The following is a 14,568-nucleotide window of genomic DNA, read 5'->3' as shown; positions in this document are numbered from 1 at the left end:
ACAACTGCCTTGCAACCGTCGCGTAAGCGGATATATGCGCGCCGAGTGACGGCACGTTATTTCGGGTCTTTCGGGAATTCCCGTATGGCGGGAGCCATGCCGCCCATGCTTGCGCGCTTGGATTTTATGGGTTCTAAGGCGGTTATGACACATGTCCCTTCAGATCCCTTTATGCCGCCCTTGCCGCAGGGCGGTTTCCGTTTTGTCGCTCTGGATGTGGAGACGGCGAACCGTGATCGCAGCAGTATCTGCCAGATCGGGCTGGCCTTCGTGCATCCGGGTGTGGCCCCTGCCAATAAGATCGAGACATGGTCCTGTTATATCGATCCGGCAACGGCGGACTGGTCGTGCAGCTGGGTGCACGGGATTACGGCCCAGACCGTTCTCGGGGCGCCGTCTTTCGCGCAGGTGATCGAGATCTTGCGACCCGCGTTACAGGGGCTTGTGATCTATCAGCATTCCGGTTTCGACCGGAGTGCCATCGGGCGGGCCAGTCTGCAGGCGCAGTTGCCCGCGCCTGATTGGGAATGGCGCGACAGTGTGATCGTGGCGCGTAAGGCCTGGCCGCAGCTCAAGGGACGGGGCGGGCACGGGCTTGCCTCGCTGAAAGACCATCTGGGGCTGAGTTTCGTGCATCACGATGCGGGCGAGGATGCACGGGCGGCGGCTCTGGTGGTTTTGCATGCCGAAGCCAAGACGCCGGTCATGGCGGGATGATCCGCGCGGGGGCGGGGCGGTGTGTCGCGGGGTACGCGACGGCCGTCGGGGGCACTTGCTATGTGGCGAGCTTGCTTTTAGGGTTCGCGGCGATTGCTAGGCTTTATTGAAAGGTGGCCGTCTGGTCCTGTCGTGGTGCAGGTCCGGTTGCCTTGGATTTGATGGATACCCCGATGGATCTGCCCGAACCGTTCCGTTCTGAAGACGAAATGTCGGATAAAACCCAGCCGCCCATCCGTTTCCTGCGCTTTGATACCCCTGCCGAACTCTACGGGGCCGAACCCTATCTTACACGGATGACCCAGCTTCGGCCCGGAGCCGAGGAAACCGGATTGAATTTCCTGTTGCGGCTGCGCGGCTCGACCACGCCGGAAGAGGCCGTGATTTATACGGCGTTTGCGGCGGTGCCCCATCTGGTGGTCTGGTGGGCCTATGAGTGCCTGCGCCGGACCCTGCCCGAGCCCACCGCGCCGGACCGCGCCATTCTGGCGCTGGTGGCCGATTGGACGCGCTCTTCGGATGCGACCAACCGCTGGCGGGTGATGCAAAGCGCGCTTTTTGCGCCGGTGCGCAGTCCGGCGGTCTATCTGGGTCTGGCTGTCGGCTGGTCGGGCGGTGCCATCGCGCCCAATGATCCGGCCCCCGTCCCCAGCCACCGGATGCCGCAGGCGATCAATGCCGCCATCCTGTCTGCCGTTGCCATGCAGGATCTGCGCGACCGCCCGATCCTGCTTGCGAAGATCATTGACGAGGCCGCGCGCCTTTTTGCGGCACATTGACGCCATGGCCCGGCCCCTGTCCGTCTTTCGCCCCTGTTTTGTTAAAGCTGTTCAAACCCGATGACCCTGATCCTAACTCTCGAGAATATCGATCATCTTGACACTGGCGGACCGGTTTCCCTGCCGCTGGATGGCCGCGAGCTGCATGTGGGGCGGCGCAATGCGATGGATTGGGTGCTGCCCGACCCCTCGCGCCTGATTTCCGGCCATCACTTCACGTTGCGGATGGAAAACGGGCAGTATTGGCTGATCGACATGTCCACCAACGGCACCTATCTGCAGGGGCAGTCGCATCGTCTGCAGGCACCGCACCCGCTACGGGCAGGCGAGCGCTTTCTGGTCGGGCGCTATGTCATCGTGGTGCAGGAACAGGGCGCGGCGCTGCTGCCCTCTACGGGCCATGCGATGCCCGCCGCCGAACCCGCAGCGCCGGCGTCGGATGACCCTTGGGATTTCGGTTTCGCACCGGCCGTTGCGGCCACGCCTTTGGCGCCCGCATCGCGTTCGGGCGATATCGACCAGTCTCTGGGCGGCTTCGTGCCGCTCGCGTCTCCTGCACCGCAGGCGCAGCCGCAAGGCTGGCCCGCGCCCCCGCCCATGCCCATGCCGGCCTTCCCGCAAGGCCCGGAGGGGGCGGCACCGCGCCCCGATCCGATCCCGCCGCTTTCGCCACCGGAATTCATGTCCGGTGCCGGTCCGCAGGGTGGCCCGCCCAATGCGCCCGAACCGCGGCCTTTCGTGCCGCAGCGCAGTGCCGAAGCGCCGCCGCGCGATCAGGGGCAGGATATTTTGCAGGCATTCTGCGAAGGCGCAGGGCTTGACCCGGAGCTTGCCAAAACAACCGATCCGCTGGCCTTGGCGCGCAGCCTTGGCGAGGCCAGTCAGGTGTCGACCGCGCTGATCATGGCCATTTTACGCGAACGCGCGCATGTCAAACAGTTCACCCGCTCCGGAGAGCGCACCATGCGTGCCGCAAGCGGGAATAACCCGCTGAAATTCATCCCGAATGTGGATGAGGCGGTGACGGCGCTCTTCTTGCAGCCGCGTGACGGTTTCCAGAGCGGTGCCGAAGGTGTGGGGGCGGCGCTGCGGGATATCCAGCGCCACCAGCAGGCCATTTTTGCGGCCTTGCAGCCCGCGCTGAGCGCCGTGCTCAAGGATCTCTCGCCCGAAGAGGTGGAAGAGGGATTGCAGGGGGGCATCCTGCCGGGGGCGCGCAAGGGGCGGGCATGGGATGAATATGTGTCCCGCTGGGACAAACGTGCGGCAAGTGGCGAGAACGGAATGCTGGATGTCTTTCTGGAGGCTTTCGCGCAGGCCTATGCGCAGGCTCATAGCGATCATGGCTAAGGCGGGTCTTGGCCATCCGGTCCGCAACTCTATTCTGGGAGAGCGATCATGAATATGGAAAAGCTGCTGACCCCCGTCAGTGCAGAGGCCCCTTGCGGTGCCGATCTGAGCGCGTTGATGGATCCGGATTACGACGAGTATTATTTCGGCGCGCTTGGCCGGTTGCCGGATCGTTACTTTGTGCCCGGTGTCTCGCGGCCCGATGGCAGTTTGTCGCCGGATCGGGTTTTCGACCCCTCGGAAGTGGATCTGGCCGCCGAGCTGAAACAGATCGACACATTGCTGGCGCGCAGCCGCGACCTGCGGCTTCTGGTGCTGCGCGCGCAATGGCAGGCGCTGGCCGGTCGTTTGCTGGATCTGCCCGAGACCTTCGAGACAATCGCCGCCCTGATGAAGACTTTCGGCGACGATCTGCACCCCTCGATGCAGGACGGGCCAAGCGAACGGCGCGAGGCGCTGAATGATCTGGCGGCGCCGGTGACGATGGTGCAGGCGCTGCAATTTGCCGGTCTGACCGGCTCGACCGAGGTCACTTTGCGCAAGTTGCGCGTGGCCTCGGGAGAGCTGACCGCGTTGCAGAACGAACAGGATCTGGATGGCGAGGCCATGACATCGCTGCTGGCCGATGCCGGTCAGGCCTCGCGCGTCGAAAAAATCGCGGATGCCGTGGATCGGGTGTTGGCCGCCATTGCGGAAATCAGCGCGGCCAGCCTGCGCGGCAGCCATCCGATCACGCTGGGATTAACGCCGCTGACGGCGGTGCTGACGCAGATTTACGATGTTCTGGCCCATGCCCGTCCGGGAATGGTGCGCCGCGCCGATCAGGACATTGCGCAGGCGGCAGCGGAGCCCGCGCCGGAGATCGCCGATCCGGCACCACAACCGGTTCCGCCCGCGCCCGTCAACCCTGCGGCGGGGCCACGGGTGGAAAGCCATGACCATGCGCGGGCGGTTCTCGAGAAGGTCGAGCAATATTACCGCCAGTCCGAACCCTCATCGGCGGCGCTGGTTCTGGTAACGCAGGCGCGGCTGCTGATCGGGAAATCGCTTCTGGAGGCCATCGAGACCCTGATGCCCAACCGTCTGTCCGAGGCGCATATCGATTTTGGTCCGGCAACGGGCTTCGTGCTCGATAGTGCAAGGCTGCAAAAACTCAGCGCCACATTGCCCGAGACGGCGGTGGCCGAGAAAAAGCCGCCCCTGCCCGCCGTGGCCGATATTCTGGATGGGCAGAAAGCCGCCGAAGCCATTGCGGCGGTCGAGGCGTATTTCCGCCGAAGCGAAAAATCGAGCCCCGTGCCCCTACTCCTTGCCCGAGCGGCAAGCTATATAGGACGGGACTTTCAGGGAATCCTGAAGGAATTTCTAACGAAAAAAGCAGACGGGTAGGAAATTATACGTTTCAAATCAAATTTTTCGCAGAAACTTCATGCTGTCTGCCTAAACAGAGATTGACAAGAAACGCCTCTCGGGGTTCTTACTCACTACATTAATTAATTATCAAGGAGTTGGTTTTCCATGGCTTCAGATTCTGGTTCCAATTTTGTAAAGCGCAACCGTCCGCCGCGCGTTCAAATTCAGTATCAGGATCCCTACGACAGCGAGAAAATGGTCGAGTTGCCGTTTGTCATGGGGGTGATGTCTGATCTGTCAGGCAACAATCCCGGCGTGGAAAAACCTGCTGTTGAAGATCGTGGCTTCTCGGATGTGACCAGCGCGACGCTTGATGACTATATGGGCTCGGTCAAACCGGGCGTCAGCTTCGTCGTCAAGAATACTCTGGACCCGAACTCCACCGACCGTATGGGCGTAAATCTGCAATTCGAGAAAATGGACGATCTCGAACCGGCTGCGATCGCCCGTCAGGTTCCGGCACTGAACAAGCTGTTGCAGGCGCGCGAGCAACTGGCCAACCTGCAGCGCTATCTTGCCGCGAAACCCAAGGCGCAAGAGCATATCCAGCGCCTTCTCGAAGACCCCGAACTTCTGGCCGCGCTGGCAGATCGTGCAGAGCGCGAGGCTGCCGAAGCGGACGCAAAATCCGGAGATGACGCGCAATGACTGATTCCCTTCAGGCCCAAGGCGGCCAGCCCGCCGCAGCTCTTGACGAGCTCTCGGAGTTCTCCGACATCCTCAAGCAGACCATCAAACCGCGCAGCGAAGTGGCCGCGCGCGAGGTGGATAATGCAGTGGGTGCGCTTGCGCGTGAGGCGCTTCTTTCGCAGGATCTGATCTCGGAAGATGTGGTTGATACGCTGGATGCGATGATTGCCAAGCTCGACGAGCAGCTGAGCAATCAGGTCAACGAGATCATGCATGCGGAAGAGTTCCAGAAGATCGAGTCCGCATGGCGCGGTCTGGCCTATACGGTCAATAACTCCGAAACCGATGCCTCGCTGCGGGTGAAGGTCCTGAACATGTCCAAACCGGAACTGCAGGCGATGATGCGCCGCTATCCGGGTGCAAAATGGGACAAGTCGCCGCTGTTCAATGCGGTTTACGAGCAAAATCTCGGCACGCTGGGCGGCAAGCCCTTCGGCTGTCTGATCGGGGATTACTACTTCGATCATTCCTCGCCGGATGTGAATCTGCTCAATTCGCTGGGCAAGATTTCGGAGGCCGCCCTTGCGCCCTTCATCTCTGGCACGGCCCCCGAGCTTCTGGGTCTTGATAGCTGGAACGAGATCGGCACCCCGCCGGATCTGTCCGAGGTCTTCGAGACCCCCGAATATGCACAGTGGAACAGCCTGCGTGACAGCGAGAATTCGCGCTTTCTCGCGCTGGTGGCCCCCCGTGTTCTGGCGCGCGAGCCCTATGGCCCGAACTCCAATTCAGTTGTTGAAGAGTTCAATTTCGAAGAAGAAACTGACGGTCATGACGGCAAGAAATATGCCTGGATGAACGCGGCCCATGCGATGGCGACCAATATCAACCGCGCCTTCAAGGAATACGGTTGGACGGTGCGTATTCGTGGTGTGACTTCGGGTGGCGAAGTGGCAAACCTGCCGACCCATCTGTTTGACACCGGGGACGGCTCGAAGGACATGAAATGTCCGACCGAAGTGTCGATCACCGATCGTCGCGAGGGCGAGCTGTCGAAAGCCGGTCTGATCGGGCTGATCCATCGTCAGCATACCGACAAGGCCGCCTTTATCGGTGCGCAATCGCTCTATCGTCCGAAGACCTATGTCGATGACCTTGCAACGGCCTCCGACAATATGTCTTCGCGCATTCCCTACATCTTTGCTGTGTCTCGGTTTAGCCATTACCTGAAGGTGATGGTGCGCGATAAAATCGGGACAAGCCCCGACCAGCTCCAGCTGCAAAAACAGCTGCAGGCCTGGATCAACAAATATGTTTCGGGCAATCCTGAAAGCGCGAGCGAGCTTGAAAAAGCCCGTAAACCGCTGGCAGGTGCAAAGGTGGAGGTCGTCGAAGACGAGCTCAACCCCGGCTATTACCAGGGTAAGTTCTACCTTCGGCCTCACTTCCAGCTGGAAGGCATGGATATCGGCATGTCGCTGGTATCGAAGCTGCCGGCAGGGAAGTAAGCATCGCACAAAACCAAGTTTTTCTGAAAGCGCAGCAAACTAGGAGACCGCGCTATGGCAATTGATTGCTTTTTGAAACTCGAAAACAACATCAAGGGCGAGTCCCATGATGATAAACACAAAGACTGGATCGACGTCCTGTCGTGGAACTGGGGCCTGAGCCAATCCGGCACCACCCACCAAGGCCACGGTGGCGGCGGCGGTAAAGTCGATGTTCAAGACATTACCATCACCAAATACGTCGATGCGGCAACCCACGACCTGATCAAGCGCTGCTGCTCGGGCGAGCACATCACCGGCGGTCAGCTGGTCGTGCGTAAATCGGGCGGCACCGCACCGGTGGACTACCTGAAAATCGACCTCAAAGACGTGATGATCACGTCCTACCTCACCGGTGGCACCAAGGATGGTCTGGACCGCGTTCAAGAGACGCTGACCCTGAACTTCCGCGCCTTCCAAGTGACCTACACCATGCAGGAAGAAGATGGTGGCGCAGGTCCGGAAAGCGCAGCCGGTTGGGAAATCGCAGAAAACATCGAGTGGTCGGCCTAATCCGCCCATTCGGATCTGTGATCCAGATCACTGCGGGAGCCGGCTTGTCCGGCTTCCGCTTTCTGACGCTCTGGCAGGCCTTCTGGGGTGGGCCGGACTGTGCGAAGGGGACGTGTGATGGCCGCCCGTGATCCAGCGCAGCCGAAATCCGGTTTCAAACACTGGAACGGACATGAACGCGCCAAAATCTCGATCTTTCAGGTGTTCCGCTCGGCCTTCGAGGAACATGATGCCCGTCGTGCCAACGGTCCGGCGCAGGGCGGCGAGGTTGAGGTGACCCAGCGTTCGAAGCCCCGCCGCGAAGGGGTGTCTGCCGATCAGTTGCGTCGCCATCTCAAAAGCGATCTCGACGCGCTTCTCAACACGATCCGTCTGGATGCCGCACAGGATCTGGACGACGCCCCCTATGTGGCCGATTCGATCCTGAATTACGGGTTTCGCGACCTGTCTTCCGTGTCGCTGGCCGAATTGCAGCGGCAGGATCTTGTGCAATCCATTCGTGAAAGCCTTCTGCGCCACGAGCCGCGCCTTCTGGCCGAAAGCCTGCATGTGCGCGTGGTGGAGCCCGATGGCAATGCCCGCCAGCGGCTGTCCATTTCGGTCGAGGCCGAGATGGCGGGGGATCCTGTCGATATTCCGGTCGATTTCGATGCCGAGGTCGATCTCGGATCGGGCAATATGAAGATGTCGACGCTCAGGGTGAAAGCATGAACCGCGCGTTCCGTGATGCCTATAACCGCGAACTGGCGCTGCTGAAGGAACGCACGGCGGAGTTTGCCGCCGATTATCCCGGCCTTGCGGACCGCCTGGGCGGCCTGCTGGCCGAAAATCTGGACCCGACGGTTGCGGGGCTGCTGGAAGGCTCTGCCTTTTTGGCGGCACGGGTGCAGCTGAAGATCGATGAAGAGTTCAAGACATTCACCGAAACGCTGCTGGAGCAGATTTTCCCGCAGGCGCTGGCCCCTGTGCCCTCGGTGCTGCTGGCCGAGGCCAGCATTCCCGCGGATGCTTCGGCGATTACCGAGGGGCTGCGCTTTGCGCCCGGGGCCTATATGGATGCCCGCTTCCGTGATGCCGACCGTCGCATTGCCTGCCGCTTCACGCTGGCCGCGCCGCTGACCATCTGGCCGATCGCCCTGACGGGAGTGACCTATCACGGCGGGGCAGGGCCGATCGGAGCCTTGGGGCAGGAACCGCATTCCGACACCCGTGCGGGGCTTGTGCTGGATCTGGCGCGGGTTGGCACGAATGGTCTGACGGACGGCTCCGCGCCTTTGGCGGAACTTGCGATGGACCGGCTGGACCTGCATCTGACCGGCCCGATGGCCGAGGCCTGCGCGCTTTATGAGCAGCTTCTGGCCGATACGACCCGCATCAGCCTGCGCTGGCTTGATGGCAACGGCGATGCCTGCTTTGCCCGCCTGCCGAAAGAGGCGCTGGAGCAGGGGGGCTTCGATCTGGACGAACGGCTGCTGCCGCATCATGACCGCCTTTTTGACGGCTATGCGCTGCTGCGCGAGTTCTTCATTTTTCCGCGTAAATTCCTCAATCTGCGCCTTACGGGGCTGGCGGGCTATCTCAAGCGTCTGCCGGGCTCGGAGCTTCAGGTGATCTTCGAATTCGACCAGCCCAATGGCCGTCTTGCCCAACGGCTGGGGCGGCGCGATCTGGCGCTGCATTGCGTGCCTGCGGTGAATCTCTTCGAGGAAATGGCCTCGACCGTGCGGGTGGACGAGCGCCATAGCGAATTTGTCGTCATGCCCAATTCGACGCCGATGACGCATTACGAGATCCATGCGATTACGGGGGTGCAGGCGCATTTTGCCAGCCTGCAAAGCAAGGCCGATGTGCTGCCGCTTTACGCCCAGCCCGAAGGCGGCACCGACCCGCGCCAGAGCTATTACTACACCTCCCGCCGCAAACAGCGCCGTCTGACGGCGAAGGAACGCCGTCTGGGGATGCAGCGGTCGCAGTATCGCGGGACCGAGACCTTCATCTCGATCTATGAACCGCCCGGACAGGAAGAGGTGCAGCGCCTGCAGGTCAAGGCTTTGGCCTCGAACCGCCATCTGGCCGAGAGCCTGCCGATTGCCGAAAGCCGTGATGATTTTACGCTGAACGATGACCAGTCCGTCACCTTGGGCGTGCGCTCGGGCCCGTCGGCACCGCGCTATCCGCTGGCGCAGGACGCGACGCTGGCGGGGGTGCGCGGTCAGGAGGGGCATGTCTACTGGCGGCTGATCTCTTTCCTGTCGCTCAACCAGTTCGGGCTGAGCGGGCAGGGGCGCGAGGATGGGGCGGCGGCGCTGCGCGAGATCCTTTCGGTGTTTGCCAATCATGCCGATCCGGCCGCACGGGCCGCCGTGGCAGGGGTGACCCATCTTGCCACACGCCCGATTACCCGCACCGTGGCGATGGCCGATGGCTTCCATGCCGCGCGGGGACTGGAAGTCACGCTGACCTTCAATGACGATGATTACGAAGGCTCTGGTCCCATTCTGATTGGCGCGGTGCTGGACCGGTTTCTGGCCGAATATGCGGCGGTCAATGCCTTCACCCAAGTCAGGATCGAGACCCGCCAGCGCGGTCACATCCTGAGCTTCCCCCCGCGCACCGGACGGGGGCCTTTATTGTGAGCGCCGAGACCGCCCCTGTTCTGGACCCCACGCGCAGTGCGGTGTCGCAGGCCAGCACCGTGCTGGCACGCCGCGAGGGTGAAATGGCGCGGGCGGTGGGCAGGGGATTGCTGGCGGCGCTGCGCCGGATCGAGCGCGAGGCCCCCGCAGGTCGGCCCCGTATCGGGCGGAATACGCGGCTCAAACAGTCGCTTGTGCGGCTGGGGCAGGACCCGTTCCTGAGCTTCCCCGCGCAGGATCTGGCGCGGATGGGCGAGCGCGGGCAGGTGCCCTCGGTGCGGGCGCAGTTTCTGGGGTTCTTCGGGGCCTTCGGGGCGCTGCCGCTGAACTGGACCGAAGAGGTGCTGCGCTGGTTCGAAAGCGGCGATGGCAGTTTTGCCGCCTTTACCGATATTTTCGCGGCCCGCTTTCAGGAGCTGTTTTTCCGCGTCTGGTCGGATGCGCGCGCGATCACCCAGTTCGATCATCGCGACGACAGATTTACCGCGTTCCTGCAGGCCTTTACCGGCACCGCGACCCCCGACAGCTACCCCGATCAGGCGCTGCCCGCCACCAGCCGTGCCTATCTTGCGCCTTTTGCGATCGGGCGTGTGAAAAGCCCCGTCAAGCTGCGCCAGATGCTGTCGGTGCATTTCGGCGCGGGCCTGCGTGTCGAGGTTGAAGAGATGGTGCCGACATGGCTGCGCATCGAACCCGAGGCGCGCAGTGCGCTGGGGCTGCAATGTGCGGGGCTCGGGCGCAATCTGCATCTGGGGGCGCAGGTGCGCTCGATCAGAGAGAAGATCACCATCCATCTGCATGTGCCGGATATGGTGCAGTTCAACCATATGTTGCCCGGCGCACAGGGGCATGCCGAGTTGCGTGACCTCGTGCGCTGGTATCTGGGCGTTGTGACCGAGGTGGATGTGGCGCTCTGGTTGCCCAAACCGCAGATCATGCCTGCGGTGCTGGGGCAGTCGACGCGGATCGGCTGGATGGCGTGCATCGCCCCCGATCCGGGCCGCCCTGAGCAGCAGGTCCATGCCACGCGCTACACGCTCAGCCTTCCCGACGGCGATCAGACGCCGCCCCGACCCCAAGGGATCGCGGCATAGGCCGCGCCCCCTTTCTTACATTTCCAGTTCCAGACGAAAGCCCTTTTGATGACAGAAATCACCATTGAAACCTATGCCGGCAAGATGAACCGCGTGGGCTATGATGCCTTCTTGCAAGGGATGCGGCAGGCGCGTTCGGAAGGGCATCGCCATGTCGATCTGGCACATTGGGTCTTTGCCTCGCTGTCCAACCAGCAAAGCGATCTGTCCCTGACGCTGACGGGTTTGGGGCTGGATCGTGGGCGCGCGCTGAAGGACCTCGACCGTATCCTGTCCGAGATGGACCGCAATGTGACCACCATTCCGGGGATTTCGGAATTTCTGGCCGATGCGCTGAACCATGCCTGGACCTATGCGACGCTGTTTTTCGCCGAGGCGCAGATCCGCACCGGCCATGTGCTGGTGGCCCTTTTGTCGGACCCCACGCTGAAACGGCAGTTGATCTCGCTGTCGTCGGTCTTTGCGCAGATCCCGCCCGAGCAGGTGGCTTCCGAGGCGCGCAGCCTCTGGGCCGGTTCGGATGAAGAGGACATGCGCCCGATGGACGGCTCGGGGCTGGTGGCAGGCGGCGATGCAGCCTCGACCGCCTCGGGCAAGGGGCAGACGGCTTTGGGGCGTTTTGCGCAGGATCTGACGGCAGAGGCGGAAGCGGGGCGTCTTGATCCGGTGGTGGGCCGCGATGACGAGATCCGCCAGATCACCGATGCGCTGTTGCGCCGCCGCCAGAACAACCCGATCCTGACCGGCGAGGCCGGTGTGGGCAAGACCGCCGTGGTGGAAGGTTTCGCGCAGGCACTGGCACGCGGCGAGGTGCCGCCCGCGCTGAAGGGCACGCGGCTTTACATGCTGGATATTCAGGCGATGCAGGCAGGCGCCTCGATGAAGGGCGAATTCGAGCAGCGCCTGAAGGCGGTGATCGACGAGGTGCAGGCCTCGCCCGTGCCGATCATCCTCTTTATCGACGAGGCCCATACGCTGATCGGCGCAGGCGGTCAGGCGGGCACCGGCGATGCCGCCAACCTGCTGAAACCGGCGCTGGCGCGCGGCACCCTGCGCACGATTGCCGCCACCACTTGGGCCGAATACCGCCAGTATTTCGAGAAAGACCCCGCGCTGACCCGCCGCTTCCAGCCGGTGACGGTGGACGAGCCCGACGTCGCCACCTGCTGCACCATGTTGCGCGGCGTGCTGGCACCGATGGAAAGCCATCATGGCGTGCGTATTTCCGACGAGGCGGTGGTGGCCGCGGTTGAACTGTCGCAGCGCTATATCCCTGCGCGCCAGCTGCCCGATAAAGCCGTGTCGCTTCTGGATACCGCCTGTGCGCGGGTGGCCGTCTCGCAGGCCTCGACGCCTGCGCGTATTGCCGATCTTCAGGCCAAGATCCGCGCGCTGGACACCGAGATCGGCGCGAAAGAGGCCTCGGGTGATCTGGGCGAGGATGGCTCGGCCCGCATTGCCGAGGCGCAGGCCGAACGTGCCGAGGCCGAGGCAAGCCTTGCCACGCTAGAGGCGCGTTTTGCCACGCAGAAGAAGCTTGTGGACCAGATCATTGCGCTACGGGCGAAGATTGCGGAAGGCGCACCCGCGCCCGAGCCGGTTCTGGAACCCGCCGAAGCGGCGGAGGGGCCGGCCCCTGAAACGGATGCGCTGCAGGTACAGGACGACCCCGCCCAACTGCGGGCCGATATGCTGGCGCAGCTGGCCGAGCTTGAGGCCGAAGACCCCGAAAACCGCATGGTCTTTGCCCATGTCGATGCGCAGACCGTGGCGCAGGTGGTCTCTGACTGGACGGGCATCCCGACGGGGCGCATGGTGCGAGACCAGCTGGAGGCCGTGCTGACGCTGCAGGACACGCTGAAGGACCGCGTGATCGGGCAGGACCACGCTTTGGGGGCCATCGCGCGCCGGATCGAGACCGCGCGGGCAGGGCTTGCCAACCCCGAAAAACCGCTGGGGGTCTTCATGTTGGCAGGCCCCTCGGGGGTCGGTAAAACCGAAACCGCCGTGGCGCTGGCCGAGGCGCTTTACGGTGGCGCGCAGAACATGATCACCATCAATATGTCCGAATTTCAGGAGGCCCATACGGTCAGCCTGCTGAAAGGCGCGCCTCCCGGATATGTGGGCTATGGCGAGGGTGGCCGGCTGACGGAGGCCGTGCGCCGCAAGCCCTATTCGGTGGTGCTGCTTGACGAGATCGAGAAGGCCCACCCCGATGTGCATGAGCTGTTCTTCCAAGTGTTCGACAAGGGCGTGATGGAAGACGGCAATGGCCGCGCGATCAATTTCCGCAATACGCTGATCCTGCTGACCTCGAATGTCGGCACCGAGGTGATCATGGAGATGGCCGATGAGGGGCGCAAAATCCCTGACCTCGATCAGGTCACCGAGGCCCTGCGCCCGCATCAGCTGACGGTCTTCCCGCCTGCGCTTCTGGGCCGCATCGTGACCATCCCCTATCTGCCGCTCTCGCAGGAGGTGCTGGGTGGCATCACCAAGCTCAAGCTGCAAGCGGTTGAAAAACGGCTGAAATCCGCCCATGATGCAGAGCTGTCCTATACCGGTGACGTGATCGCGCATATTGTCTCGGAATGCCGTGACCCGGATTCGGGCGGGCGGATGATCGACAATATCATCACCAACACGATTTTGCCCGAACTCTCGCGCGAGGTGCTGCGCCGGATGGTCTCGGGCGAGGATATTTCCCGCGTGACCATCGCGATGAAAGACGGAGCCTTTGCATATGAAATTGTCTAGTTCTTGGCTGATGATGACGGCGCTTCTGGCGCTGCCGCTCATGGGGCCGGTCGCGGCGCATGCCGATGTCGATGAAGTCTGTGCCAGCGCCAAGACGCAGGTCGAGATGAACCAGTGCTATGACAAAGCCCTGACCGAGGCCGAGGCCAAGCTGCAGGCGGCCTATACGAAGGCACTGGAAAACAACAATGCCGAGGAGCCGGGACTGGCGGCAATGCTGGAAGTCGCCGAACCCGGCTGGCTGGCCTATCGTGACCAGCAATGTGCGCTGGAAAATTACTATTCGCGCGGTGGCTCGGGCTATGGTGTGTTTGTGGCCTCTTGCCGCATCAAGATGACCGAGGCACGCACGGCCTTCCTGACCGATATGGTCGAGGCGCCCTGATGTGATGCGCTGCGCGCGTGATAGGGGTGGGGATCTTCCTCCGGCGCGCGGGGCGTCTTTTCCCCTTTTACTTTACAAACAAGGATTTCTTTATGGCTGATGTTCAACCGCTTTCCAATGTGCAGATCGCGCCGACCAAAGGGTCGCTGACATGGAATTCCGAAGGCACCGAGGGGGGCTATTACCATTCGCGCAGGCTGCATGTGCCCAGCAGTGCGTCGGGCCTTACGATCGGGCGCGGCTATGACATGAAAGAAAAGACCAAAACGAAGATCATGGCCGATCTCAAGCGCGCAGGTGTCAGCACCGAAAACGCCACGCTTATCGCGGGGGCTGCGGGAAAATCGGGCGCGCAGGCCGAGAAATTCATCACCGATAACAAGCTGGAGAAATTCGAGATTTCCCAGCAGGGCCAGAAGGTTCTGTTTGATATCAGCTATGCCGAGACAGAAGCTGTTGTGATGCGCATCTGTAGCAAGGCCGACACGGTCGCCACCTATGGCGCGGTTAATTGGGGCAAGCTGCATGGGGCCATCAAGGAGATGCTGGTCGATCTGAAATTCCGCGGGGATTATGATCCCAGATCACGCAAATTCCTGCAAAAGCATGTGGCTGCTAACGATCTGGCGGCGTTCGGGGCGGAGATCGTGAAACGGATGAACTGGCTGGGCGTGCCGCAAGACCGTTTCCAACGCCGTAAGACCTTCATGGAAAAGGCGATGAAGGCCGCCAAGGTCGCGGCCTGAG

Annotated in this window: 13 protein-coding genes; all 13 read left to right on the top strand. The window is 62.3% G+C overall.

Annotated elements, in window-relative coordinates; genetic code table 11:
* The first annotated feature begins 171 nt into the window (after positions 1-171).
* The 13 genes from RPE78_RS14525 (at position 172) to RPE78_RS14465 (ending at position 14,567) form a co-directional block, all read left to right on the top strand.
* On the top strand, positions 172-717 hold the full coding sequence (locus RPE78_RS14525) for an exonuclease domain-containing protein (protein ID WP_339109782.1): 546 nt from the start codon (positions 172-174) through the stop codon (positions 715-717).
* Between the two features lie 173 nt (positions 718-890).
* Complete coding sequence (locus RPE78_RS14520; protein ID WP_339109783.1) at positions 891-1,496, top strand: DUF6931 family protein; 606 nt, start codon at positions 891-893, stop codon at positions 1,494-1,496.
* A gap of 60 nt (positions 1,497-1,556) precedes the next feature.
* Positions 1,557-2,846: a type VI secretion system-associated FHA domain protein TagH gene (gene tagH / locus RPE78_RS14515; RefSeq protein WP_330647231.1), complete on the top strand. Its 1,290-nt coding sequence runs from the start codon at positions 1,557-1,559 to the stop codon at positions 2,844-2,846.
* A gap of 48 nt (positions 2,847-2,894) precedes the next feature.
* Positions 2,895-4,235, top strand: a complete 1,341-nt coding sequence (locus RPE78_RS14510; protein WP_330647230.1) for a type VI secretion system ImpA family N-terminal domain-containing protein — start codon at positions 2,895-2,897, stop codon at positions 4,233-4,235.
* Between the two features lie 129 nt (positions 4,236-4,364).
* Positions 4,365-4,907 carry a type VI secretion system contractile sheath small subunit gene (gene tssB / locus RPE78_RS14505; protein WP_330647229.1) on the top strand — a complete coding sequence of 181 codons (543 nt, stop codon included), beginning with the start codon at positions 4,365-4,367 and terminating at the stop codon, positions 4,905-4,907.
* Positions 4,904-6,397, top strand: a complete 1,494-nt coding sequence (gene tssC, locus RPE78_RS14500) for a type VI secretion system contractile sheath large subunit (RefSeq protein WP_330647228.1) — start codon at positions 4,904-4,906, stop codon at positions 6,395-6,397. Before tssB ends, tssC begins: the two co-directional genes overlap by 4 nt.
* Positions 6,398-6,451: 54 nt before the next feature.
* Positions 6,452-6,949, top strand: coding sequence for a type VI secretion system tube protein Hcp (locus RPE78_RS14495; RefSeq protein ID WP_330647227.1), 498 nt, complete (start codon positions 6,452-6,454; stop codon positions 6,947-6,949).
* Between the two features lie 117 nt (positions 6,950-7,066).
* The gene (gene tssE / locus RPE78_RS14490) at positions 7,067-7,660 is read left to right on the top strand and encodes a type VI secretion system baseplate subunit TssE (RefSeq protein WP_330647226.1); all 594 of its coding nucleotides are present in this window, start codon (positions 7,067-7,069) and stop codon (positions 7,658-7,660) included.
* Complete coding sequence (gene tssF / locus RPE78_RS14485; protein ID WP_330647225.1) at positions 7,657-9,585, top strand: type VI secretion system baseplate subunit TssF; 1,929 nt, start codon at positions 7,657-7,659, stop codon at positions 9,583-9,585. Before tssE ends, tssF begins: the two co-directional genes overlap by 4 nt.
* Positions 9,582-10,679 carry a type VI secretion system baseplate subunit TssG gene (gene tssG, locus RPE78_RS14480; RefSeq protein WP_330647224.1) on the top strand — a complete coding sequence of 366 codons (1,098 nt, stop codon included), beginning with the start codon at positions 9,582-9,584 and terminating at the stop codon, positions 10,677-10,679. Before tssF ends, tssG begins: the two co-directional genes overlap by 4 nt.
* A 48-nt stretch (positions 10,680-10,727) precedes the next feature.
* Entirely contained in the window at positions 10,728-13,436 is a 2,709-nt protein-coding gene (gene tssH, locus RPE78_RS14475) for a type VI secretion system ATPase TssH (RefSeq protein ID WP_330647223.1), read from the top strand.
* Entirely contained in the window at positions 13,423-13,821 is a 399-nt protein-coding gene (locus RPE78_RS14470) for a lysozyme inhibitor LprI family protein (protein WP_330647222.1), read from the top strand. Before tssH ends, RPE78_RS14470 begins: the two co-directional genes overlap by 14 nt.
* 92 nt (positions 13,822-13,913) lie before the next feature.
* A complete protein-coding gene (locus RPE78_RS14465) occupies positions 13,914-14,567 on the top strand; it encodes a hypothetical protein (protein WP_330647221.1) in 654 nt (217 codons plus the stop codon).
* The last annotated feature ends 1 nt before the right edge of the window (position 14,568 follow it).

Source organism: Thioclava litoralis (assembly GCF_045278885.1).
Lineage (GTDB): Bacteria > Pseudomonadota > Alphaproteobacteria > Rhodobacterales > Rhodobacteraceae > Thioclava > Thioclava litoralis.
The sequence above is the reverse complement of the archived record's forward strand: the minus strand, read 5'-3'. Positions and strand labels throughout refer to the sequence as shown.

What these genes read in the sequence shown, in the direction of transcription:
- RPE78_RS14525 (WP_339109782.1), top strand. Translation starts at nt 172, where the DNA reads ATGCCGCCCTTGCCGCAGGGCGGTTTCCGTTTTGTCGCTCTGGATGTG.
- RPE78_RS14520 (WP_339109783.1), top strand. Translation starts at nt 891, where the DNA reads ATGGATCTGCCCGAACCGTTCCGTTCTGAAGACGAAATGTCGGATAAA.
- tagH (WP_330647231.1), top strand. Translation starts at nt 1,557, where the DNA reads ATGACCCTGATCCTAACTCTCGAGAATATCGATCATCTTGACACTGGC.
- RPE78_RS14510 (WP_330647230.1), top strand. Translation starts at nt 2,895, where the DNA reads ATGAATATGGAAAAGCTGCTGACCCCCGTCAGTGCAGAGGCCCCTTGC.
- tssB (WP_330647229.1), top strand. Translation starts at nt 4,365, where the DNA reads ATGGCTTCAGATTCTGGTTCCAATTTTGTAAAGCGCAACCGTCCGCCG.
- tssC (WP_330647228.1), top strand. Translation starts at nt 4,904, where the DNA reads ATGACTGATTCCCTTCAGGCCCAAGGCGGCCAGCCCGCCGCAGCTCTT.
- RPE78_RS14495 (WP_330647227.1), top strand. Translation starts at nt 6,452, where the DNA reads ATGGCAATTGATTGCTTTTTGAAACTCGAAAACAACATCAAGGGCGAG.
- tssE (WP_330647226.1), top strand. Translation starts at nt 7,067, where the DNA reads ATGGCCGCCCGTGATCCAGCGCAGCCGAAATCCGGTTTCAAACACTGG.
- tssF (WP_330647225.1), top strand. Translation starts at nt 7,657, where the DNA reads ATGAACCGCGCGTTCCGTGATGCCTATAACCGCGAACTGGCGCTGCTG.
- tssH (WP_330647223.1), top strand. Translation starts at nt 10,728, where the DNA reads ATGACAGAAATCACCATTGAAACCTATGCCGGCAAGATGAACCGCGTG.
- RPE78_RS14470 (WP_330647222.1), top strand. Translation starts at nt 13,423, where the DNA reads ATGAAATTGTCTAGTTCTTGGCTGATGATGACGGCGCTTCTGGCGCTG.
- RPE78_RS14465 (WP_330647221.1), top strand. Translation starts at nt 13,914, where the DNA reads ATGGCTGATGTTCAACCGCTTTCCAATGTGCAGATCGCGCCGACCAAA.